The organism is Kitasatospora sp. NPDC101801 (assembly GCF_044766665.1).
Classification (GTDB): Bacteria; Actinomycetota; Actinomycetes; order Streptomycetales; family Streptomycetaceae; genus Kitasatospora.
In genome coordinates, this window is record NZ_JBIWML010000061.1 from 1 (window position 1) to 21847 (window position 21847).

The 21847-nt window shown below is 73.3% G+C and carries 18 protein-coding genes and 3 pseudogenes; 8 read left to right on the forward strand and 13 right to left on the reverse strand.

All coding sequences use genetic code 11. The features are described from left to right. Window positions 1–286: 286 nt before the first annotated feature. From ACIRPK_RS34770 to ACIRPK_RS34785, 4 genes are all read left to right on the forward strand, one after another. Window positions 287–2605, forward strand: a complete 2319-nt coding sequence (locus ACIRPK_RS34770; RefSeq protein WP_403046407.1) for an ATP-dependent RecD-like DNA helicase — start codon at window positions 287–289, stop codon at window positions 2603–2605. A gap of 332 nt (window positions 2606–2937) precedes the next feature. Beyond that, entirely contained in the window at window positions 2938–3276 is a 339-nt protein-coding gene (locus ACIRPK_RS34775; RefSeq protein ID WP_403046408.1) for a hypothetical protein, read from the forward strand. Window positions 3277–3711: 435 nt separating this feature from the next. Continuing rightward, a complete protein-coding gene (locus tag ACIRPK_RS34780; RefSeq protein WP_403046411.1) occupies window positions 3712–4503 on the forward strand; it encodes an MEDS domain-containing protein in 792 nt (263 codons plus the stop codon). Further along, window positions 4500–5468, forward strand: a complete 969-nt coding sequence (locus tag ACIRPK_RS34785) for an anti-sigma factor RsbA family regulatory protein (RefSeq protein ID WP_403046414.1) — start codon at window positions 4500–4502, stop codon at window positions 5466–5468. The genes ACIRPK_RS34780 and ACIRPK_RS34785 overlap by 4 nt, the downstream gene beginning before the upstream one ends. A 20-nt stretch (window positions 5469–5488) precedes the next feature. On the opposite strand, the gene ACIRPK_RS34790 is transcribed toward ACIRPK_RS34785, so the two are convergent. From ACIRPK_RS34790 to ACIRPK_RS34825, 8 genes are all read right to left on the reverse strand, one after another. Next, window positions 5489–5872: an STAS domain-containing protein gene (locus ACIRPK_RS34790; protein WP_403046415.1), complete on the reverse strand. Its 384-nt coding sequence runs from the start codon at window positions 5870–5872 to the stop codon at window positions 5489–5491. Between the two features lie 47 nt (window positions 5873–5919). Further along, entirely contained in the window at window positions 5920–7548 is a 1629-nt protein-coding gene (locus ACIRPK_RS34795) for a SpoIIE family protein phosphatase (RefSeq protein ID WP_403046417.1), read from the reverse strand. Next, window positions 7545–9449: a hybrid sensor histidine kinase/response regulator gene (locus ACIRPK_RS34800; RefSeq protein ID WP_403046420.1), complete on the reverse strand. Its 1905-nt coding sequence runs from the start codon at window positions 9447–9449 to the stop codon at window positions 7545–7547. The genes ACIRPK_RS34795 and ACIRPK_RS34800 overlap by 4 nt, the downstream gene beginning before the upstream one ends. Then, entirely contained in the window at window positions 9446–10666 is a 1221-nt protein-coding gene (locus tag ACIRPK_RS34805; protein WP_403046459.1) for a SpoIIE family protein phosphatase, read from the reverse strand. The genes ACIRPK_RS34800 and ACIRPK_RS34805 overlap by 4 nt, the downstream gene beginning before the upstream one ends. Then, a complete protein-coding gene (locus ACIRPK_RS34810) occupies window positions 10663–11049 on the reverse strand; it encodes an anti-sigma regulatory factor (protein WP_403046422.1) in 387 nt (128 codons plus the stop codon). The genes ACIRPK_RS34805 and ACIRPK_RS34810 overlap by 4 nt, the downstream gene beginning before the upstream one ends. Window positions 11050–11084: 35 nt before the next feature. Then, window positions 11085–11462, reverse strand: a complete 378-nt coding sequence (locus ACIRPK_RS34815) for an STAS domain-containing protein (RefSeq protein ID WP_403046424.1) — start codon at window positions 11460–11462, stop codon at window positions 11085–11087. After that, entirely contained in the window at window positions 11459–12307 is an 849-nt protein-coding gene (locus ACIRPK_RS34820; RefSeq protein WP_403046462.1) for an STAS domain-containing protein, read from the reverse strand. The genes ACIRPK_RS34815 and ACIRPK_RS34820 overlap by 4 nt, the downstream gene beginning before the upstream one ends. Before the next feature lie 127 nt (window positions 12308–12434). Then, complete coding sequence (locus tag ACIRPK_RS34825) at window positions 12435–12752, reverse strand: hypothetical protein (protein ID WP_403046426.1); 318 nt, start codon at window positions 12750–12752, stop codon at window positions 12435–12437. 225 nt (window positions 12753–12977) lie between these two features. On the opposite strand from ACIRPK_RS34825, the gene ACIRPK_RS34830 reads away from it, so the two are divergent. After that, entirely contained in the window at window positions 12978–14474 is a 1497-nt protein-coding gene (locus ACIRPK_RS34830; protein WP_403046429.1) for a diacylglycerol/lipid kinase family protein, read from the forward strand. A 26-nt stretch (window positions 14475–14500) separates the two neighbouring features. On the opposite strand, the gene ACIRPK_RS34835 is transcribed toward ACIRPK_RS34830, so the two are convergent. Continuing rightward, window positions 14501–15277: a response regulator gene (locus ACIRPK_RS34835; protein WP_403046431.1), complete on the reverse strand. Its 777-nt coding sequence runs from the start codon at window positions 15275–15277 to the stop codon at window positions 14501–14503. Window positions 15278–15392: 115 nt separating this feature from the next. On the opposite strand from ACIRPK_RS34835, the gene ACIRPK_RS34840 reads away from it, so the two are divergent. Both ACIRPK_RS34840 and ACIRPK_RS34845 read left to right on the forward strand, forming a co-directional pair. Then, entirely contained in the window at window positions 15393–17012 is a 1620-nt protein-coding gene (locus ACIRPK_RS34840; RefSeq protein WP_403046434.1) for a CHASE3 domain-containing protein, read from the forward strand. Further along, window positions 17009–18193 (forward strand): annotated as a pseudogene (locus ACIRPK_RS34845) (PP2C family protein-serine/threonine phosphatase); the annotation flags it as partial. The gene ACIRPK_RS34840 and the pseudogene ACIRPK_RS34845, both read left to right, overlap by 4 nt. A 27-nt stretch (window positions 18194–18220) precedes the next feature. Here the strand turns inward: ACIRPK_RS34845 and ACIRPK_RS34850 are convergent. After that, entirely contained in the window at window positions 18221–18667 is a 447-nt protein-coding gene (locus tag ACIRPK_RS34850) for an anthrone oxygenase family protein (protein ID WP_403046437.1), read from the reverse strand. A 92-nt stretch (window positions 18668–18759) separates the two neighbouring features. On the opposite strand from ACIRPK_RS34850, the pseudogene ACIRPK_RS34855 reads away from it, so the two are divergent. Beyond that, a pseudogene (locus tag ACIRPK_RS34855) lies at window positions 18760–19338 on the forward strand (TetR/AcrR family transcriptional regulator). A gap of 48 nt (window positions 19339–19386) precedes the next feature. Here ACIRPK_RS34855 and ACIRPK_RS34860 read toward each other — a convergent pair. From ACIRPK_RS34860 to ACIRPK_RS34870, 3 genes and pseudogenes are all read right to left on the reverse strand, one after another. Continuing rightward, the gene (locus ACIRPK_RS34860) at window positions 19387–20277 is read right to left on the reverse strand and encodes a hypothetical protein (protein ID WP_403046438.1); all 891 of its coding nucleotides are present in this window, start codon (window positions 20275–20277) and stop codon (window positions 19387–19389) included. 41 nt (window positions 20278–20318) lie between these two features. Continuing rightward, a pseudogene (locus tag ACIRPK_RS34865) lies at window positions 20319–20621 on the reverse strand (RimK family alpha-L-glutamate ligase); the annotation flags it as partial. Between the two features lie 479 nt (window positions 20622–21100). Then, window positions 21101–21817, reverse strand: a complete 717-nt coding sequence (locus ACIRPK_RS34870; RefSeq protein ID WP_403046441.1) for a transglycosylase family protein — start codon at window positions 21815–21817, stop codon at window positions 21101–21103. Window positions 21818–21847: the final 30 nt, after the last annotated feature.

Here is a 21847-nt window from a genome sequence, read left to right on the forward strand (position 1 = left end):
GCGCGCCGGGGGGGGGGGTCGCGGCACGCCCCCAGTCGCTGGCGGCCCCCCCCCCCCCCGCCGCCTTCTCCCTGCAGGCACCGGCCGCCGCGCTCGCCGCCGAGAAGCGGGTCGAGGCCCATCGGTCGGCCACCGGGTGCGACCGGAGGACCCGGACCACCACCCCTGCCGCAGGCCCCGCGACCGAGCAGGCACGGTCCGTCCGAATGAATCGCTCCGGACTGGGCCAAGATGATCGTTGACCTGCTGAACGGCACGGTGGGCGGGACGGGCGGAGGAGAACAGGGTGGACGGGCAGCGGGCGGGGTCGGAGGTCCCGGATGCGGTGGGGGGCATCGTCGAGCGGATCCTGTACGTCGGCAGCGGCGGGTTCACCGCGGTGCGGCTCGGCCTGGAGGACGGGCGGAGCCTGACTGCCAAGGGCGAGGCGCTGCTGGGTGTGCAGCCCGGCGAGACGCTCCAGCTGACCGGCCATCATGCCGAGCACCGCACCTGGGGAGCGGAGTTCCGTACGCTCACCTGCCGCTACGTCGAGCCCGCCAGTGTCCGGGCGATCCGTTCCTACCTGGCGTCCGGGCTGGTGCGCGGCATCGGCCCGAAGCTCGCCGACGCGATCGTGGACGAGTTCGGACTGGACACCTTGCAGGTCATCGACACCACGCCCGAGCGGCTGCTGGAGGTGCATCTGATCGGCAGGGGCCGACTCCGGGAGATCATCGCCGCGTGGCAGGTCCACCAGGAGATCCGCCAACTCATGATCCTGCTGCAGAGCGCGGGGATCTCCGCCACCCACGCCCCGCGGATCGTCCGGCACTTCCGCGTCGACCGGCAGGAAGCCCACACCGTCACCGATGTCCTGGACATCGTCCAGAGCACCCCGTACCGCCTGGCCGAGGTCTTCGGGATCGGCTTCGCCACCGCCGACCGGCTCGCCCTGTGGCTGGGTCTGCCCGAACGCAGTCCCCAGCGCCTGCAGGCCGCGCTGCTGCACACTCTGGAACAGGCGGGCGGGCACTGCTTCCTGTGGGAGCGTCAGCTCTACCGGCGGACCGTGCGCAACCTCGGCGAGGACGAAAACCTGGCCGAGCTGCTGCCGGCCGAGTTGGCCTCCCTGGCCGCCACCGCGGCCGTCGTCGTGCAGGACCTGCCCGACCGCAACGGGCAGCTGCGGCCTGCGGCCTTCACCCCGGCTCTGCACGCGGCGGAAACCTCCGTCGCGGCGCGGATCGCCCGCCTCCGCGCCGCCGACACCCGCCTGTCCACGCTCCGTCCCTGGGGTGGCGGACCGCTTCCGGTGCTCGACAGCGCCGTCGAGCTCGCCCCGGCCCAGGAAGCCGCCGTACGGATGGCCCTCACCGAGCCGGTGTCCGTGCTGACCGGCGGACCGGGCTGCGGAAAGTCCTTCACCGTCCGGACGGTTGTCGACCTCGTGGAGGCCGCCGGCGGCCGCGTCGGCCTGGCCGCCCCGACCGGCCGCGCCGCCAAGCGCCTGGCCGAGCTGACGGGGCGCCAGGCGACCACCGTGCACCGGCTGATCTTCGGGCGGCGCGAGGACCCGACGGTACCGGTGTCGCTGTTCGACGCCTACGACCCGCTCGACGCGGACCTCATCGTGGTCGACGAGGCCTCCATGCTCGACCTGCGCCTGTTCTCCCAGCTGCTGGCCAAGCTCACGCCCGGAGCGCACCTGCTGCTGGTGGGCGATGTGGACCAGCTGCCGAGCGTGGGCGCCGGCCAGGTCCTGGCCGATCTCCTCGCCGTACCGGAGATCCCGCGCACCGAACTCCGGGTGATCTTCCGGCAGAGCCGGGGCAGCGCGATCGTCACCAACGCCCGGTCGATCAAGGACGGTCGGGCTGTCGCCAACGGCAACGACTTCTGGTTCATCGACGTCCGCCGCGACGACGCCGAACGCACCCTGCCCGCGCCGGAGGAGGTGCAGGCCACCGTCGTCGACATCGTCACCCGCCGGCTGCCGCAGCGCTACGGCATCGACCCGGCTTCCGTCCAGGTCCTGGCCCCGGGAACGAAGGGCGCGCTCGGCACACACGACCTGAACCTGGCGCTGCAGGCCGCCCTCAACCCGCACCGCGACGGCCAGGCGCAGCACTGGGGCGACGGCCGCGCCTTCCGGCCCGACGACCGGGTCGTCGCGGTGCGCACCGACCCCCGCCGCGGCGTCGTCAACGGCACCACCGGACGGATCACGGAGATCGACGACAGGCAGCGCCTGGTCAGGATGGTCACCGACGACGACCGGAGCGAGGTGGCCTACGCCTTCGACGAGCTCGACGAACTGCTCCACGCCTACGCGATGACGGTGCACCGGGCCCAGGGCAGCGAGTATCCGATGGTGGTGGTACCGCTGACCCGCACCGGCTCCTCCTACCTGCTGCTACGCCGCAACCTCCTGTACACCGCCGTCACCCGCGCCCGGCGGATGCTCGTCCTGGTCGGCGACCCCGCTGCTCTCGATCAGGCCATCAAGCAGCCCGCCGACGCGCGGAACACCTCGCTGTCGCTGCGGCTGCACGAGACCCTGACCGGCAGAGTGGTCCTTGCCCCGCCTTACCTGGCAACGGACGGCCAGGCCATGCTGCTGTGACCGCGGTCGCCTGAGTGCTCGACGTCGACCGCAGGGGAAGGGCGCCCACCGGGGCACCGCCATCGCCTTGCCGCGTGGCCGCGTCTTTCGGACGAATCGGCCACCTCGTACCGGCACCAGCCGTCCACCGGGTACGACTCCGCCCCACCCTCTTCTCTCCTCCGGCCGAACGTGCCTGCTGGAGGGCAACGGCAGCGACTTTTCCGCCGTCATATGCGGACGATCACGGACGGCTCCTATATTCGGCCCCGAACGACCCCTGCGGCCGGCCCGGGGCGCGTCCCGGGCCGCCCGCCCACCCACGTCACCTTGACACCGAGGGCGGACCCACAGTGAACAGTCGAACCAGGAACCGGATCGTCGGAACCCTCCTGACCGCGGCCGCGGCCTCCGCGTCCCTGACGGTGGCCGCCCCGGCGGCCCAGGCGCGAAGCACCTCGCCCAGCGCCGTACTGATCGTCAACTGCAGCACGGGCACCTTCGGCAGCGACGGGAACCAGCAGTACTTCAACATCGCCTGCTCGGCGACCGGCACCAGCAGCTGGTGGGTCAACGTCAGCTGCTCCGACGGCACCACCCGGTCGGCCGGCCCGTACACCACCTTCCGGAACGTGCGCCTCTACTGCCCCCCGAACACCGCTGCCCTGCGGGGTTGGGTCACCGGCTCCTGACCCTCCGGACTACCCGATCCACCGATCCGCCGGAACGCTCGGCCGGGACTCCCGCCGGGCGTTCCGGCACGCCCGGGCGCACACCGCAGACCCACCCGTCCCGGATGAGTTCACGGATCCGGGGTAGCCGCAGCGGTATGACGCTTCACGACGCGGCGTCAGCCATCGATCGAAGTGAGAGCCGTGACCCATGTCGCATCTGCCGGGGCTGCCCGGCGCGGCAGGAGTGCCTGCGCCGCCCTCCGGCGTGCGGGCAGCCTCTCCGGGAGGACGCCCGGTACGGGCGAGGGTCGAAGGGCGGAGGCACTGGCACAGGTGGCCCTGCGCAGCCGGTTCGGTCACGGCCGCGCCCGACGGGGCGGCCGGTGGCCCACGATACGATGCGTCGCAACGGGTGAGGGGAGGGTGCGGGTGGCTGCCAGGGGATCGCGGGCCGTGGCGAACCTGGAGCCGGTCGAGGTCGGGGACCACGTCTGCTGGGTGGTCGGGCCGGGTGACGACTTCGTCGGGACCGCGCGGGCTTTCGCGGCCGACGGCGCGCTGTTCGGCGACAAGGTGCTGGTGATCGGCTCCCCCGAGGCCCGCTGGACCTCCGACGGCGTATCGCACGGCGCCCTCATCGACCCCCGTGCGGCACCCGGCCGGTGGGACGCCGAGTCGATGCTGGGCCTGCTGCACCGCGAGGCCGACGCCGCCTACCGGCAGGGCTTCCGCGCGCTGCGGGTGCTCGCCCGGATGGACCGGGTGTGGCCCGACGGTGCCAGCCCGCAGGAGATCGCCCGCCACGAGCTGTGGCTGGACTCCCTGGTGGCCGAAGGATCGGCCCTGGTGGTGTGCGCGTATCACCGCGACGGCTTCCATCCGGCGGCCCTGGAGCAGGCGGCCGGAGTGCATCCGCAGCAGTTGGGCCCGGCCTTGGGAGGCCCGGGCTTCCGCCTGTTCAGCGTGGGAACGGACCGCTGGGGCGTGAGCGGGGTGGTGGACTCCGAGAGCGCCGACGCGTTCGGAACCGCCCTCGGCGAGCTCCTCGCCCGCACGGCCACGCTACGGCTGCACTGCGGCGGTACGGAGTTCATGGACGCCGCCGGGATGCAGGCCCTGGTCCGGGCCGCCGGTGAGCTGCCCGGCCGCCGGGTGCTGCTGGAGAACGCCAACGAGACGGTCCGGCGGTGCTGGGCACTGCTCGGTTACGACCACCCGCAGATCCCCGTGGAGCTGACCACATGAGCAAGGACGGCACCACGGCCACGGCCGGGACGGCGGGCACCGCCTTCCGGCACGAGCTCTACCCCTACGACGGGAACGAGCAGTTCGTGGCGGGTGCGATGGCCTTCATCGACGATGCCCGGGCCGGCGACGAGCTGGTGCTGGTGGCCGTCGCCGAACCCAAGGAACGGATCCTGCGCCGCGAGCTGGCGGGCACCGGGTCGGAGTCCGCGGTGACCTTCCTCGACACCGCCGCGCTCGGCCGCAATCCCGGACGCCTGATTCCCGCCTGGCAGGGCTGGATCGCCGAGCACACCGCCGCCGGCTACCCGGTCCGGGGGATCAGCGAAGCCCCCTGGAACGACCGCTCGCCCGCCGAGAGCAGTGAACTGCGGTACCACGAATGGCTGTTGAACCTGGCCTTCGCCCAGTCACCGGCCTGGTGGCTGCTCTGCCCGTACGACACCACGACCCTGGAGCCCGGCATCCTGGAGGCCGCCGGCCGCTGCCACCCCCTGGTGCTGCACGAGGGGGCGCACGGTCCGAACGGCTCCTACCTCGACGAGCCCTTCGCCTTCACCGACCTCTCCCCCTCCCCCTGCGACCCCGCTCAGGAGCTGCCCTACCGGCGCGGCAACCTGGCGGCCGTCCGGGCCAAGGTGACCGACTGCGCGGACGCGAACGGCCTGGACGGTGCGCGGCTGCGCGAGCTGCTGATCGCGGTCAGCGAGGTCGCCTCCAACAGCATCAGGCACGGCGGCGGCCACGGAGTCCTCCGGACCTGGGTCGACGGCGCCGACCTGGTCTGCGAGTTCCGCGACCGCGGCCACCTCGCCGACCCGCTGGCCGGCCGGGCCAGGCCGACCGTCGACCAGATCGGCGGCCGCGGCCTCTGGCTGGTCCATCAGCTCTGCGACCTGGTGGAGATCCGCTCCACCCCCGAGGCCGGCACCACGATCCGCCTGCACGTCGCCCTGCCCCGCTGAGGACGGACCGGGCGACCTGGTCACCCGTCCGACGACGCGCTGCCTCCGGCCTGCTCCTGCGGAGGCAGCGCGTCGTCCACTCCGGCGACGAAGCTGAGGACCTGGTCCAGGCCCGTGGTGCGCGCGGTGCTCAGCAGCGACTCGGTGGCACCGGCGAAGGCCGCCGTGGCCCCCGCTGCGACGGCGGTCCGGTAGACGTGCAGGAGCTCCGCGACACCGACCGAGTCGCAGAAGGTCAGGCCGGAGAGGTCGAGGACGAGGACGCCGCCCGGCGCCAGGGGCAGGCGGTCGGTGCTCCGGCGCATGCGGGCGGCGGTGTGGAGGTCGAGCTCCCCGGTGACCCGGACGACCGTGGCCCCCGCAGGGTGGGCCTGGACGGTGAGGGTCAGTAGGTAGTGCGGCATGCGGTCTCCTGACGGCATCCGGCTGCGACAGTCCCGGACGGGGCAGATCAGTGGAGGTGAGCGGCGAGCAGCGCGACGTCGTCGCGGCGGTTCGTGGCCAGGGTGTCGACGAGGTGGGCGCAGAGCTCGGTGACCTCCCGGGAGCTGGCGTCGAACGTCGAACGCAGGTTACCGAGGCTGGTGTCGAGGGACACCCCGGGCACCTCGATGAGTCCGTCGGTGACCAGCAGCAGGGTCGAGCCGGCCGGGAACTCGTGGACCGTGGCCGGGGGGTGGTCGGTGCCGAGGCCGAGCAGGACTCCGTGGTCGGTCAGGAAGCGGCTGCCCCCGTGCGGTGGTCTGAGCAGGGGCGGCAGGTGGCCGGCGTTCGCCACCATGATCCGCTCCCGGTCCGGCTGCAGCAGCACCAGGCAGAGGGTGGCCGTGACGGTGGGCCGGAGCCGGATCAGCAGGGTGTCGAGCAGCCCGAGCAGGGTGGGGAGGTCGTGCCCCTCGATGGCGTAGGCGCGCAGCGCGTGCCGGAGTTCGCCCATCACGAGGGCGGCCTTGAGGGAGTGGCCGGCGACGTCCCCGATGGCGAGCAGCAGGCCGTCGGGGGTGTCCAGCGCCTCGTAGAAGTCGCCGCCGATCTCGGCGTGGGCGACGGCGGGCTCGTACCGGACGGCGAGGTCGAGGCCGGGGACGTCGGGCAACTGGTCGGGCAGGAAGCTCCGTTGGAGGGTCAGGGCGAGTGCGTGGTCCTCGGTGGAGCTGCGCAGCGCTTCCAGGGCGAGGGCGGCGGTCTGGGCCAGCTGGGTCAGCAGCTCGCGGTCCTCGGCGCTGTCCAGGGCCGCTCGGTCGAGGGCGAGGACCAGGGCCGGCCGGCCCGGTTTGGTGCGGGCGGCGACCAGGGCCGGCGGGCCGGCCAGGTGCGAGCCGTCGACGCCCCCGCCGGTGAGGTCGAGCCACTCGGCCCGGCTGACCGTCGTGGTCCGGGTGCCGGTGGCGTCGCCGAGCACGTGGTCCGCGACGGCGGCGAGGACGTCCTCGTGGACCCGGCTGGTCGCCGACCGGCCGTCAGGGGTGGCCTCCGACGCGTGGGCGCACCGGCCGGCCGGGTCGAGGGCGACGGCGGTGGCCGGTGCGCCGGTCATCGCCGCCGCGCCGACGGCGGCGGCCGTGGTGAACGCCTCGCCGCCGTCGGCACCGTAGAGCGCGAGGGTGGTCCGGTTGAGGGTGGCGACCCGCCGGGCGAGGTGCTCGGCGTGGCGGCGGGCCCGGGCGTAGCGCAGCACGGCCGTGGCCGTGGCGAGCAGTTCGGACGGGTCTATGGGTTCGGTGAGGTAGGCGTCGGCACCGCCGTTGAGCCCCTGGGTGCGGTCGGCGAGCTCGATGGCCGTGGCGGAGACGTGGATGACGGGGAGGGAGGCGGTCCGCTCGTCGGCCTTGATCCGGCGGCAGACCTCGAAGCCGCTCATGTCGGGCAGCCGGATGTCGACGACCGCGAGTTCGGGCAGTCCGGCGTCCGGGGCCGCGGCCAGGATGGCCACGGCCTGGGCGCCGTCCTCGGCCTCGATCACGGAGAATCCCTCGCGGCGCAGCCAGCCGCCGAGGATGTACCGGTTGACGGCGTTGTCGTCGACGACCAGCACCGATCCGGCGTGCTGGTGGAGGTCGTGCTCGGTGGGACTGGTCACTGCTCCTCCTCGGATGGGGCCGGTGGTGCGACGGGACGCGGGGCCCCGGGGACGCACGGATCGGCGGCCGGCAGCAGGGCGGCGGCGAGCGCGGGAAGGGTGAGGCCGCGCTTGTCGAGGACGGCACGGGCGTGGGCGAGGGCGGTGCGGTCGACGCCGGCGGGGTCGGCCGCGGTGATGACCAGGACCGGGACGTCCCGGAGTCCGGGGTCCTCCGCGAGCCGGTCCAGGACCTGGCGGCCGCCGACGTCGGGCATGTGCAGATCGAGGAGGATCGCGTCCGGCCGGGCCCGGCCGATCAGCTCCAGGGCCTCGCTCCCGTCGCGGGCCTCGGTGACGTGGACGGCGATCTGGTCCAGCATCGGGCGCATCACCGCGCGGAACGCCGCGTCGTCGTCGGCGAACAGCAGGGTGCCGATCCGGGTGTCCCGGGAGCGAGCGGCCTGCGCCGTGGGAGGCGGAGCGCCGGCGGCGGTTCGGTCCTGTTCGCCTCCGGCCGGCCCGGGGCCCGCCGGCAAGGTGACGGTGACGGTGGTGCCTTCGCCCTCGGCGCTGGTGAGCTCCAGTGAACCGCCGAGCAGCTCGGCCAGCCGGCGGGCGTACGGCAGGCCCAGGCCGGTCCCGGACCGGCCGCGCTGGTGGGCCCCGGCGACCTGGTGGAACTCCTCGAACACGCGCAGCCGTTGATCGGCGGGGATGCCCACGCCGGTGTCGCGGACGGTGAGGACGAGCTCGGGGCCCCGGGGGGCCGTGACGGTGCTGACGTCGAGTCGGACGTGCCCGTGCTGGGTGAACTTGATGGCGTTCGACAGCAGGTTGCGCAGGATCCGGGTGAGCATCACCTCGTCGGTCACCAGCGGGTGCGCGCCGACCAGTTCGGGCAGGACCAGCTCGACGCCGGCCGGCCGTTCGAGGCTGGCCAGGGTGTCGTGCAGCTGGGAGAGCAGCACCCCGAGATCGACCGCCCGCCAGACGGGGTGGAGCCTGCCGGACTCGGCCTTCGCCACGTCCAGCAGCTCGTCCACCAGACCGAGGAGCGTGGTGCCGGAGGCCGCGATCAGCTCCGCCTGCCGCTGCTGTTCGGTGGTCAGGGTTCCGTCCGTGGGCTGGAGCAGCAGGCGGGCCAGACCGATGACGGAGTTGGCCGGGGTGCGCAGCTCGTGGCTGACGTTCGCCCAGAAGCGGGTCTTCGCCTCGCTCGCCTCGCGCAGCTGTCCGGTGGTGCTCTCCAGCTCCTCGGTCTTCGTCTCCAGCTCGGCGTAGAGGGCGACGACGCCGCGGTTGGTCTCCTCCAGCTCGCCGGAGAGTTCGGCGTAGAGGGCCAGCACCCCGCGGTTGGTCTCCTCCAACTCCTGGTTGAGACGGTGGAGTTCCTCACGCTGCGTGCGGGACTCCTCCAGCGCGGCGATCAGGTCCTGGGTACGGGCCCGGAGATCGTCGGTGCGGCTGGTGCGGGTGTAGGGGTCGGCCAGGGCCCGGGCCCGGTCGAGGTCCTGCGCGGTGGGGCCCGGGTCGGGCAGCTTCTGTTCGAGGCGGACCTGCGCGTGCAGGTCGCCCGTGCGGGTGCGCGCGGGGTCGTGGACGACCCGGGTCAGCAGCCGGGTGGCGGCGTCCATGGCGTCCGTGCCGGGCTGGCGCCCGCCGCTCCAGCGGAGGCTGACCACCAGGGCCGTATTCGGCTCACCGGTGGCCGCGAACTCGACCGTGAGGCCGGGCTCCCCGAGCAGGTCGCGGCCGAGCTCGCTGATCGCGGTGACGAGCCGCACCCGGTCCTGGCGCTCGATCCCGAGTGCTTCGGCCACCGCTCCCCCGGTACGGCGGAGCGCGAAGACGTCCTGCTCCGCACGGATGGCGCAGGTCACCAGGTGGGTCGGCCCGGGGTCGGACGGGGTCCGGGTCATCGTGACGTCCGTGCGACGACGATGCCGACGTCGTCCCGGCGGTGCCCGGCCTCGCGCAGGAGCTGACCGGCCGCGACCAGTGGCTCGTGGTGCCACAGGCCCGGGAAGTCGGCCGGGTTCCAGCGCTCGCTGAGTCCGTCCGAGTGCATGACCAGGGCCCCGCCGGGCGGGAGGGGCAGCTCGGTGGCGCGCGGGTTGCCGAGGTGGTGGCCCACGATCCCCGGAGTGGAGAGGAGGGCGCGCCGTACATCGTGGTCGACGACGTAGGCGCTGACGTTCCCCACCCCGCAGAGCCGCACCCGGCGCTCGGCCGGGGAGAGGTGCGCCACCGCGACGGCGGCGCCGCGGGTGCCGCGCAGCGCTCGGTGGAGGTCCTGGAGGACGGCCAGCGGATCGCTGTGCCGGGTCGCCGCGAAGGCCTCCGTCGCGGCCTTGGAGGCCAGGGCCGCGAGCGGCCCGTGGCCGAGGCCGTCGCACAGCATCACGAGCGTGTCCTCGGCGCCCGCCGCTTCGGCCGGTGGCGGCGTGGTCTCGTCCGCGCGGCGCGGCGCGGCGGCCGTCGGGCGGATGCCGGTCGCGGCCGTGGTGTCGGCCCCGGGGCGGGCTGCCGCCGTGAGCGCTGCCCAGTCGAGGACCGCGGGCTCGGCACGACGCGCGGACGATCCGGTGACGGTCCCGGGACCGGCCGGCGGCGCGGGGACCCGGACCGCCCAGATGTCCCCGCACACGTCCTCGCCGCTGATCGGCCGGGTCAGACCGGTGACCAGGGGGCCCGGGCCCGGCGCGGGGCGCCGCCCCGCGCCCCAGAAGCGCGCGCTCATGGCCGTCCCCCGGCCCGGCAGCGAGTAGATGTCGAAGTCGTCGGCGAGGCGGGCGATGGCTCCCATCCCGATGCCGAGCGTGCCGGCGGAGGACGCCCCGTCGGTCATCGCGCGCGACAGGTCGGCGATGCCCGGCCCGGCGTCGACGGCGAGGAACTCCACGGCGGCGGCGGCCTCGCTGCGCACCACGCGCAGCAGCAGGGCGCCGTCGACGGCGTGCCGACGCAGGTTGGTGGCCGCCTCGGTGACCCCGAGGGCGACCTCGGCGGTGCGCCGCTCGTCCAGGCCGATGCTGCGGGCCAGCGCGGTGGCGGCGGCCCGGGCCGACGCCGGAAGACTGTCGGCCTGGCGGAACCAGGCGATGTCCTCCGCCGTCAGCCGGGCCCGGCCGCTCACCGTGCCCACTTGACGATGGTGATCGTCGTGCCGCGTCCGACCATGGTGTCGAGCTCGAACTCGTCGACGAGTCGGCGGGTCCCGCTCAGCCCGAGGCCGAGGCCGCCGCCGGAGGTCCAGCCGTCGGTGAACGCCAGGTCGACGTCCGGGATGCCTGGCCCGCTGTCCTCGAACACCGCGCTCACGCCGGCCCGCGCCAGGAGCTGCACGCGCTGGACCCGCATGCTGCCGCCCCCGCCGTACACCAGGGTGTTGCGGGCGAGTTCGCTGGCTGCGGTGACCAGTTTGGTCTGGTCGACCAGGGAGAGCTTGCACTGCTGGGCGAAGGTGCGGACGAGCTGCCGCGCCCGGACCACGTCGTCGGTGGTTCGGATCGCCACCATCTGCGGCTCCCCCTGTGCCTCCATGCCCTGCGCGATCACCGGACGGCCGGACCGACGGCCGCCCCGCCGGTGAGGAGGGCGAGGCCCTTCTCGAGGTTGATGGCGGTGCGCACGCCTCCCAGGGAGAGTCCGAGTTCCACCAGGGTGATCGCGACGGCCGGCCGCATGCCGACGACGACGGTCTCCGCGTCGAGCATCCGGGAGATGGCCGCGGTGGTGGCCAGCATCCGGCCGACGAAGGAGTCGACGATCTCCACGGCGGTGATGTCGATGACCACGCCGCGCGCACCGACCGCGACGATCCGCTCGGCCAGGTCCTCCTGCAGATCGAGGACGGTCTGGTCCTCGAGGTCCATCTGGATCGACACCAGCAGGACGTCGCCGATCTTGAGAATGGGCACCCGCTCCGTCACCGCGCGCCTCCGTGCAGCTCGGCGCCGGCGGCGCCCAGGCGCCGGAGCGCGTGCTTGAGCGCATCGGCCAGGGTGGCCTTGGTGACGATGTCGCCGAACTGGATGCCGAGGGCGACGATGGTCTGCGCGATCTGCGGGCGGATGCCGGAGATGGTGCACTCGGCGCCCATCAGCCGCGCCGCCACCACGGTCTTCAGCAGGTGCTGCGCGACCTCGGTGTCCACCGCCGGGACCCCGGTGATGTCGATGATGGCCTGGTCAGAGCCGCTGTCGACCAGCGCCTGGAGGAGCTTCTCCATCACCACCTGGGTGCGGGCCGAGTCGAGGGTGCCCACCAGCGGGACCGCGACGACGCCGTCCCACAGCTTGACCACCGGGGTGGCCAGCTCCATGAGCTGCTCGGCCTGCGCGCTGATCAGCTCCTCACGGGTCCGGGCGTACATCTCGACGGTGAACAGACCGAGGTCGTCGGTCAGCCGACTGAGCTGCAGGTACGCCTCGATGTCCCCGGCCACCGAGTCGGTGGTCGGGGAGAGGATGTCCTTGAGCGCGAAGACGCTGGTGGCCGTCTCGGTGGGGGTGAAGCCCTGCCGCGCGCGGTTGCGCGACAGCTCGGTGAGCAGTGCGCGCAGCTCGGCGAACGCCTCGCCCCGCCAGTCGAGGCCGCCCTGCTGGACGGCGTCCACCAGAGCCGCGTACAGCTCGCGCAGCTCGCTCTCCAGCTCCGCCGCGCTGAGGCGGCCGCGGAGCGTCCGGCCGACCTGCTCGTACCAACCGTCGCCGAGCTTGCCGCCCGATCGCGCGAGCAGGTCGACGAGCTGGTCCGATCCGGTTTCGGTCACGATGCGTTCTCCTTCTTCATACCCGCACCAGCGGGCGTTGTGATTCCTGGGTCGTGAGGTCTTGGCACGGAGGCCCCGCGGCACCGGGCGCTCCGGTCCGCTGCCGCGGGAGGCCCGAACGGCTTCGGGCTCATTTCGTCCTGACGACGATGCCCGGCCACCGGCGGCGGGCGCCCTGCCGTGTGATGTCGCATGCCCGGCCCAGCTCGGGATAACCCGCCCCGCGCTCGACGGCCTCGGCGGCCGCCTCGGCCGCCGCGGTCTCCACGGCCCGGCGCAGGTGCTCGATCACGTGCAACCGCGCCAGCGCGTCGGCGCTGCCCGTCTCGGTCGACATCGGACGGAACGCCCGCCTGGCCAGCCGGTGGGCGAGGTCTCTGACCTGCCCCTCGGAGAGCGCTGCGATCTGTTCCTCCGTCATGAGCAACGAGACGATGTCATCCGGCATGGATGCATCGTAGATGACCGCTTCCCCCGATGACAACATACGTTGTCGGCGACCCGGACGGACGGTCGAGGGGCAGGTTGACCAGGGGCGTTCCCGGCGGCCTCGGCTCGTGCCGGGCGGCATGCGTCCTGCGGGACTGTCCCGGCCCGCACGGGGAAGGCGAGAGCCGTCGTACGCCCCGACCCGCGCGTGACGCGCGGGCGCATCGAGGAGGACCCGCATCCCATGAGGCAAGCCGTGAACGTGAGGCAGGCCCTGACCGACTTCGACGCCCAGCGATTCGCGAAGGTCGCCTCCCACCGCCTCCGGGGGTCGGACCCCTGGCTCTCCCGGCTCACCCGCGCGACCGACCACGGCAAGCTGTGGACGGGCGTCGCGGCGGCACTCGCGGCGACCGGGAACCGCACCGCCCGACGGGCGGCCCTGCGCGGCGTCGGCTCGCTGCTGATCGCCTCCGCCGTCGCCGACCTCGCCGCCAAGGGGCTGACCCGGCAGCCGCACCAGACCCACGACGCGGTGCCGGTCCTGCGCCGTCTGCTCGAACGGCCCGTCACCGGCTCCCGCGTCTCCGGCCGCTCCGCGTCCGCGGCCGCCTTCGCCACCGCCCTGGCCATCGAGTCCCCCGCGCTGGGCGCGGTCGCCGCACCGCTGGCACTCGGCGTGATGGCCTCCCGGGTCCACGCGGGTGAGCACCGCCCCGGCGACGTACTGGCCGGAGCCGCCCTCGGCGCGGGCGTCGCGGCCCTGACGCTGCGCTGGTGGCCGCGCGCCGGTGACGGGCCGGCCCGGACGGCGGCGCCGCAGATGCAGGTTCCCGCCCTGTCCGACGGCGCGGGACTCTTCGTGGTGGTGAACGGCTCCTCGGGCTCGCGCGGTCCCGAGCGGGCGGTGGAGGAGCTGCGGCGGGAGCTGCCGGCGGCCGACATCCGGGTGTGCGGGCCGGAGGACGACCTGGCCGTGCTGATGGACCGGAGCGCCGCCCTGGCCGTCAAGGCCGACGGCGCACTGGGGGTCTGCGGCGGCGACGGCACGGTGAACCTGGCGGCCACGGTCGCGGTCCGGGAGTCGCTTCCGCTCGCGGTGTTCCCCGGTGGCACGCTCAACCACTTCGCCGTCGACCTGGGCAACGACAGCACGGGCGGCACCGCCGAGGCGGTCAGGACCGGCAGTGCCGTGGCCGTCGACCTCGGCCTGGTCGCCGGTGAGGACTCCGACCGGTTTTTCCTCAACACCTTCAGCATCGGGATCTACCCGGAGCTCGTCCGGGTCCGGGAGAGCCTGGAGGGGCGGATCGGCAAGTGGCCGGCTCTCGCGGTGGCGCTGGTCCGGGTGCTGGCCCGCGCCGAGCCGGTCCGGGTCACCGTGGGCGGCACCCCGCGGAGCCTGTGGATGCTCTTCGCCGGCAACGGCAGCTACGACCCGCCCGGCTTCGCCCCCACCCACCGCAGCGACCTGGACGGCGGCCTCCTCGACGTCCGCGCCGTCGACGGCAGTCACCCCTTCGCCCGCATCCGCCTCCTGCTGGCCTTCCTCACCGGCACCCTCGGCACCTCGCCCGTCTACCGGGAGGCCCGGCTGAGCTCGCTCGACCTCTCCGGCCTGAGCGGCACCCGGCACCTCGCCGTCGACGGGGAGGCCCTGCCCGCCCCGGACCGGCTCCGGCTGACCAAGGCCCGGCAGGGCCTGACGGTCTACCGGACCCCCGGCCCGGACACCGCCTGACGGTGCGCCGGAGCGGGCGGACGTCCTCAGGTACGGGGCGGCTGGGTGGCGGTGTCGAGGTAGAACGAGTCGATGCTCTGCACCGCCCGCTCGAAGTCGTCGAGGTTCACCGGCTTGGTCACGTACGCGTTGGCGTGGCTGCCGTACGCACCCGAGACGTCGTCGGGCGCCGAGGAGGTGGTGAGCACCACCACCGGGATGGTGCGCAGGTCCTCGTCGTTCTTGAGCACCTTGAGCAGCTCCCGGCCGTTCATCCGGGGCATGTTCAGGTCCAGCACGATGAGGTCGGGCCGCGTCGCGCCGGCCGTGCGCAAGTGCTCCAGCGCGGCCACCCCGTCGGTGACCTGGACGAGGTTGCGGGCGCCCCTCCCGGTGAGGGCCTCCTCGATGAGCATCGCGTCGGCGAGGTCGTCCTCCACGAGCAGGACGTCGAGCGGTCGGGCGGGGGAGGTCACGGTGGTCTGCTCCACGGGTTGGTCGTCGGAGTGATCGAACAGGCCGGGCCAGCGGTTGCGGGCACCTTGCCGGGTCATGCCGCAGGCGGCACCGATCTGCGGGTAGCCCGCCCCCGTGCGGGCCGCCGCCACGGCTGCCTCCCGTTGGAGGCGTTCGGTGGCCTTCAGAAGGTGGTCGAGCATGTGGAGCAGGCCCAGCGCCCGCGCCCTGTCGTCGTCCTCCGGCTCCTGCGGGGCGTCGGCCACGAGCCGCGCCACCAGGAGCCTCGCCACACCGGCGACGGCTGAATCCGCTGCCGCGGCGGTCTGCTCCTGGTTCGTCCGCAGAGCGAAGTTCTTGCCTGGCATGTCCTCACCCTAGGCCCAAATCCGACCCTGCGACAACAACCATTGTCCGGAGACCTCTACAGTAAGCGCTGCGCCGCATTCCCCTGCGGCCGTCGACCCGGAGGAGAGCAGCACGATGACCGGCGAGCAGCAGCCAGCACCACTGCGCGGACCCGCCGGGTGGACGACCCGGCGGTGGCTGCGGGTCGGGGTCGCGCTGTCGCTGACACTGCTGGCCGTCCTGGGCTGCGCCGGAGCCTGGATCCTGGAGCGGACCCAGACGATCAGCGTCGAGCTGGTGGACGTGCGCTCACCCGCCCTGAGCACCTCGTTCCGCCTGGAGTCGGCGCTGCTCAACCAGGAGACCGGCATCCGCGGGTACGCCCTCACCGGCAACTCCGAGTTCCTGCGGCCCTACCAGCAGGGCCTCGCCGACCAGAACGCCCTCACCGGCCAGCTGGCCGGCCTGGTGCGGGACGACAGGACCCGTGCCGACCTCGACACCGTGCGGACAGCCATCGTGCGCTGGCAGCAGGCCATCGCGGAGCCGATCGCCGCTGCTCCGCCCGGGGCGCCTTCGCCGCTCGCCTCGGAGCTGTCCGGCACCGGCAAGACGAGCTTCGACGAGGTGCGGGCCTCCCTGACGGCCCAGCAGGACAGGCTGCGCGCCGCCCGCGTCCAGGCCCGCGACGACCTGCTGTCGACCATGGCGCTGCGCAACTGGATCTTCGCTGCCATCGCGATCGTGATCGCCGCCCTGGCCGTGCTGGTCTTCGAGGGCCTGCGCCGGGGCATCAACAAGCCGCTGGAGCAGCTCGGTGTGGACGCCCGGCGGATCACCAGTGGTGACTTCGAGCACCCCATCACCTCGACCGGCCCCGCCGACCTGCGGCGGCTCAGCGCCGGGATCGACTCCATGCGCCTGCGGCTGGTCCGCGAGCTCGCGTTCACCGAGCGGGCCCGCGAGATGCTGGACGCGCAGGCAGCGGACCTGCGGCGGTCCAACGCCGAGCTGGAGCAGTTCGCCTACGTCGCCTCGCACGACCTTCAGGAGCCGCTGCGCAAGGTCTCCAGCTTCACCCAGCTGCTCCAGCGCCGGTACGGCGGTCAGCTCGACGCCCGGGCCGACCAGTACATCGACTTCGCCGTCGACGGCGCCAACCGCATGCAGACCCTGATCAACGACCTGCTCGAGTTCTCCCGGGTCGGCCGGGTGCACCACAACCACCAGCAGGTCGACCTGGAGAAGACCTTCGAGCGGACCGTGGAGACCCTCAGCGTCCCCGTCGAGGAGTCGGACGCCGAGATCACCCACGACCCGCTGCCCACCCTGGCGGCCGACCCCACCCAGATGGGGATGCTCTGGCAGAACCTGATCGGCAACGCCGTGAAGTTCCGCCGGCCCGGCACTCCCCCGCGCATCCACGTCTCGGCGCGGCACGAGGACGGGCTCTGGCACTTCGCCGTCACCGACAACGGCATCGGCATCGCCCCCGAGTTCGCCGACAAGGTCTTCGTCATCTTCCAGCGGCTGCACACCAAGGACGCCTACAGCGGCAGCGGGATCGGCCTGGCGATGTGCAAGAAGATCGTCGAGTTCCACGGCGGCACGATCGCCATCGACCCGGACCACCACGACGGCACCCGGATCACCTTCAGCCTGGCCGACGAGGCGTCCGAGCCCGCCGCCGACGCCGCCCTCCCCGTTCTGCCGGCCGCCCCGGCCGCCCCGTCGGACCCGGAGACGATCGTATGAGCACCTTCGCGGCGACCCTCCCCCGCCCGGCGCAGGAGGGCGCGCCCTACCGCATCCTGCTGGTCGAGGACGACGAGGGTGACGCGCTGCTGGTCGAGGAGCTCCTGTACGACACCGGCCTGCCCTTCGAGCTCGTCGTCCGGCCCACCCTCGCCGGAGCCCGGGCCCACCTGGCGGCGGCGGCTGCCGACTGCGTCCTGCTCGACCTGCACCTGCCCGACATCGACGGGACCGCGGCCGTCCCCGCCGTCCGCGCCCTGGCCCCGCACACCGCCGTCATCGTCCTCACCGGGCTCTCCGAGGCCCAGGCCGCCACCGACGCCCTGGCCGCCGGCGCCCAGGACTACCTCGTCAAGGGCAAGGTGGAGGCGGAGCTGCTGCGCCGGACCCTGCGGTACGCCGTCTACCGCAGCCAGACCGAGCGGGCCGGCGCCGAGGCCCAGCGCATCCGCCTGCGGGCGGAGGAGAACGCCCGCCTGGAGCGCGGCCTGCTGCCCCCGCCGCTCCTCGGCACCTCCGAGGTCACCGTCACCAGCCGGTACCTGCCGGGCGCCGCGATGGCCCTGCTCGGCGGCGACTTCCTCGACGTGGTCCAGGGCGACGACGGCCTGCTGCACGCCGTCATCGGCGACGTCTGCGGCCACGGCTCGGACGCCGCGGCCCTGGGCGTCCTGCTCCGCATCGCGTGGCGTTCGCTGGTCCTCGGCGGACACCGGGGCCCGGACCTGCTGAACCTGATGGAGCGCGTCCTGGTCGCCGAGCGCGGCAGCGACTCGCAGTTCGCCACCTGCACCCTGCTCACCGTCGACCAGACCAGGGGCACCGCCTCGCTTCACCTGGCGGGCCACCACGAGCCCCTGCTGACCACCCCGGCAGGAACCTCCGAGGTCACCGCCGCCCACGGCATGGCGCTCGGCATCCTCCCGGGAGCCATGCACTGGCCCGACACCGTCCTGCAGCTCCCCGACAGCGGAGCCCTGACCCTCTACACCGACGGGCTCACCGAAGGCCACGACACCACCGACCGCCTCGGTGTCGAGGGCCTGCTCCGCCTCATCGCGGCCCTGCCCGCCTCCGACCCCGCCGCCCAGGTCGACCTGCTGGTCAAGGAGGCGCAGGCGCTCAACGCCGGCCGCCACAGCGACGACCTCGCCATCCTGAGGCTGGACTGGAGCATCCGTCCCCGCCACCGCACGCGCAGGTCGGGCTCAGACCAGGGCCGTGACCAGCAGGGCGAAGGCGGCGACCAGGACCGCGACGCGGCCGTAGTGGTAGCGGTCCCAGCGGTCGCTCTGCTCCCGCCAGTCCGCGGGCCGGTTCTCGGGGGTCCAGGTCTTGCTCCGGTTGTTGATCGGGACGAGCAGGGCGATCGACAAGACCACGCTCAGGACCAGTAGCCCGGCACCGGTGACGACCAGCCCGGTGCCGGCATCGTGCCACCTGGCAACGGCCCAGACGACCGCGAGCGCGACCGAGCCGATGTACCAGAACGGCATCAGGGCGCCGAGCATCCGGCCCCCGTGGGCCCGGCCGAGCTGGTAGCTGTCCTCGGGCAGCGCCCCGAGTATCCGGTTGATGATGAAGGCGACCGAGAGCTCCACCCCCACCAGCAGACCGACAACGACGACGGTGAACACCTCGAGTGCGTTGATCACGACGACCCCTCTCGGAATCTAGCGGCGCTAGATGACGTGCTTACGCTAGACCTTCTGCCGCTCCGGTGTCTAGCGGTGCTAGGATTCGGGTCATGCCGGTACAGGAACGCAAGGAACGCGAACGGGCCGCCCGCGAGCGCCTCATCATGGCGACGGCCCGCGAGATCGCCGAACAGCAGGGCTGGGACGCGGTCACCACCCGCCGCCTCGCCGAACGCATCGAGTACAGCCAGCCCGTCCTCTACAGCCACTTCCGCGGCAAGCGAGAGATCATCGGCGCCGTCGCCCTCGAAGGCGCCGCCGAGATGGCCGCGGCAGTGCGGGCCGCGACCGCCGCCGCCGACGGCCCCCGTGACCGGGTCGCCGCCCTCGCGCACGCCTACCTCGACTACGCCGAACACAACCCCGCCGTCTACGACGCCATGTTCCAGCTCGACGGCGGCCTCGCCTTCGCCGCCGAGGACACCCCCGCGCCCCTGAAGGACGCCTTCGCCGCCCTGCTGGAAAGCCTCGGCGACGTCGCCGGCGAGGGCACCCACCCGGGCGTGTTCACCGAGACGTTCTGAGCCGCCCTCCACGGCCTGGCCACCCTCACCCGGGCAGGACGCCTGCCGCCCGCCGAGACCCGGCAGCGGGTGGAGCTGGTGGTGGGCCGACTCACCGTCACCTGACCCAGCGTCGGGTGGACGGACCGGAAGGACCGACCCGCACGCCGGTCGTCAGGGCCGGATGCGGGCGGCGGCGATGGGGTGTTCGACGGCGGTGAAGGCGACGGGGGCCTCCGGGCTGCGCCGGTAGCCCACCAGCCGGCCGGCACCGCGGTCCTCGTGCAGGACGATGTGGCCGTAGCCGACGCCGTCGGCGCTCACGTCCCGATCCCGGAGGCGGGTGTCGGGGTAGGTCGCGAGCAGCTCCGGGAAGTTGACCGGATCACCGTGCGGGCGGCTGCTGCAGTCGACCACTTCGAAGACGTGGGGCACGACCGATCCGGGCAGCGGAGGCCCGGGGGTCGGGTGCGTCAGCTCACCGCGGTACCGGCGGATCATCACGATGTGGCCGGTGTACAGGGCACCGACGGGGCGGTTGAAGTCGATCGACACGAGGTCACCGGGGAGCAACTCCCGGACCTCCGGCACCGGTTCGAAGTGTGGAATGCCGGCCGCGAAGGCGGCCCGGTAGGAGTTGGCGTCCGGTGCGTGGCGGGTCGGGCCCCAGTCGGCCACGTGCTCGCGGAAGAACCTCGGGGTGGCCCAACCGTAGGTGGTGCCCACGCCGTAGGAGCGCTCGAAGACCCGGGTGAGCAAGCTGGCGCAGCGCGACAGGACGTAGAAGTCCCTGGCGGTACCCGGCGATCCCCAGAGCACCTGATCGGGCACGGTGTCGAAGCGCCCGGCGTGCCGGTAGCGGTTGCGCTCCCGGGCGAGGTCGGGCGGCAGGGCGCACAGGTGCTCGACCAGCGACTCGGCTTCGGCGAGATGCGGGGGCCGCCGGTCGCCTCGGGCGCTCCCCTGCCCGCCGCCCGGGGCTGCGTGCGGGCGACCGTACGGGGACGCTCGGTCCGCGCGGCGACCCCGGCCCCGCCCTCCGCTTCGGTGAGTCGGCGCGCGCACGCCGCGATGATCGCGGGCGTCACCTGGGGCAGGTGCTTGCTGGCCGGTGCGGCGTTGACCTCGCAGATGGTGAAGGTGCCGTCGGCGCCGAACAGCAGGTCGACACCGACCAGGTCCGCGCCGACCGCTCGGGCGGCCCGGCAGGCCAGCTCCTCCGCCTCCGGGTGGCGGCCCAGGCAGGCCTCGGCGCTCCCACCCTGGGAGAGGTTGGACTTGAAGCCGCCCGCCCGGTTCGTCCTGACCAGCGCGCCGACCGCCCTCCCGTCGACCATGACCACGCGCAGGTCGCGGCCCCGCGAGTCCGCGTGGTACCGCTGACGCATGTACAGGCGGTCACCGCGCAGGCTGCCCTGAGGTCACCGGCCAGCTCGCCGGTGGCGAGGAAGACGCCGGCGCCCCGCGCGCCCTTCAGCGCCTTCACCACGAAGGGTTCCGACAGCGCGGGGCCGACCGTACCCGCGAGCGAGCCACCGGGGTGGAGGAAGGTGTCGGGCACGGGCAGCCCGGCCGCCACCAGCAGTTGGAGCTGACGGTACTTGTTGGCACAATTGATGTACGCCGCAGCCGGGTTGAAGAACTCCGTGCCCATCGCCCGGAGGTGGGAGAACAGCACGGTCTCCCGCTCGAAGTCCACCGCCGCGGAGTACATCCGCAGGTAGGCCACCCGGGTGCCCGTCTCCATTCGGGCATTCTGCTGCACGGAGCGTGGAAATGCGGGTGGCCGGACCGACGTGGCGCCTCGTCATGAAGACGACGAAGCCTCCGTGCGCTGACCAAAGTCAGCGCACGGAGGCTTCGTCGTCTGTCGGTACCGACCGTCAGGTCAGATGCTCAGCACCTGGCCGGGCAGGATCAGGTCGATGTCGCCACCGATGACCGCGGCGTTGTCGGTGTAGAGGGTATTGAGGCTCACGCCGTGGGCGGTGGCGATGGCGTTCAGGGTGTCACCGCTCTTGACCGTGTAGCTGTCACCGGTGCTCTTCTGCGCGGGGGCGGCCGGCGCAGCCGGAGCGGTCTTCTCGACGGGCTTGCGCTCGGTGCTGCGCGAGGCGGCCGAGGTGTCGTTCTTCGGCGCGGCCTTGGTGGTCTGGTCCGCCGACTTGGTGGACTTCGCCGGGGCGGCGGCGGAGGTGTCGACCTGGGCCGCTGCGCCGCCCTTGGTCAGGCCGGCCTGGACGGAGCAGACCGGCCAGGCGCCGGGGCCCTGCGAGGCGAGCACCTTCTCGGCGACGGCGATCTGCTGGCCCTTGCTCGCCTGGTCGGCGGAGCCGGCGTACTGGGTGCCGCCGTACGCGGCCCAGGTGCTCGGGGTGAATTGCAGGCCGCCGGAGAACCCGTTGCCCGTGTTGATGTTCCAGTTGCCGGTGCTCTCGCACTGGGCGACGGCGTCCCAGGTCGAGCTGGACGCGGCGGAGGCCGACGTGGCCGTCACGAGGCCCGCCACCGGGAGAGCGGCCACAGCGCCGCCCATCAGGACCATCCGCAGGCGGTTGCGCTTGGCGGAGGTGGTGGCAGCGGTGGTCTCGTTACGGAAGGTCATACAGATCCTCTCGGAAGCCCCGGGCGGACA

Bases quoted from the DNA above. Each gene is read 5' to 3' on its own strand.
- ACIRPK_RS34830 (WP_403046429.1), top strand. From the start codon at position 12,978: ATGAGGCAAGCCGTGAACGTGAGGCAGGCCCTGACCGACTTCGACGCC.
- ACIRPK_RS34870 (WP_403046441.1), bottom strand. From the start codon at position 21,817: ATGACCTTCCGTAACGAGACCACCGCTGCCACCACCTCCGCCAAGCGC.
- ACIRPK_RS34810 (WP_403046422.1), bottom strand. From the start codon at position 11,049: ATGGTGGCGATCCGAACCACCGACGACGTGGTCCGGGCGCGGCAGCTC.
- ACIRPK_RS34790 (WP_403046415.1), bottom strand. From the start codon at position 5,872: ATGCCGCACTACCTACTGACCCTCACCGTCCAGGCCCACCCTGCGGGG.
- ACIRPK_RS34840 (WP_403046434.1), top strand. From the start codon at position 15,393: ATGACCGGCGAGCAGCAGCCAGCACCACTGCGCGGACCCGCCGGGTGG.
- ACIRPK_RS34825 (WP_403046426.1), bottom strand. From the start codon at position 12,752: ATGCCGGATGACATCGTCTCGTTGCTCATGACGGAGGAACAGATCGCA.
- ACIRPK_RS34835 (WP_403046431.1), bottom strand. From the start codon at position 15,277: ATGCCAGGCAAGAACTTCGCTCTGCGGACGAACCAGGAGCAGACCGCC.
- ACIRPK_RS34800 (WP_403046420.1), bottom strand. From the start codon at position 9,449: ATGACCCGGACCCCGTCCGACCCCGGGCCGACCCACCTGGTGACCTGC.
- ACIRPK_RS34785 (WP_403046414.1), top strand. From the start codon at position 4,500: ATGAGCAAGGACGGCACCACGGCCACGGCCGGGACGGCGGGCACCGCC.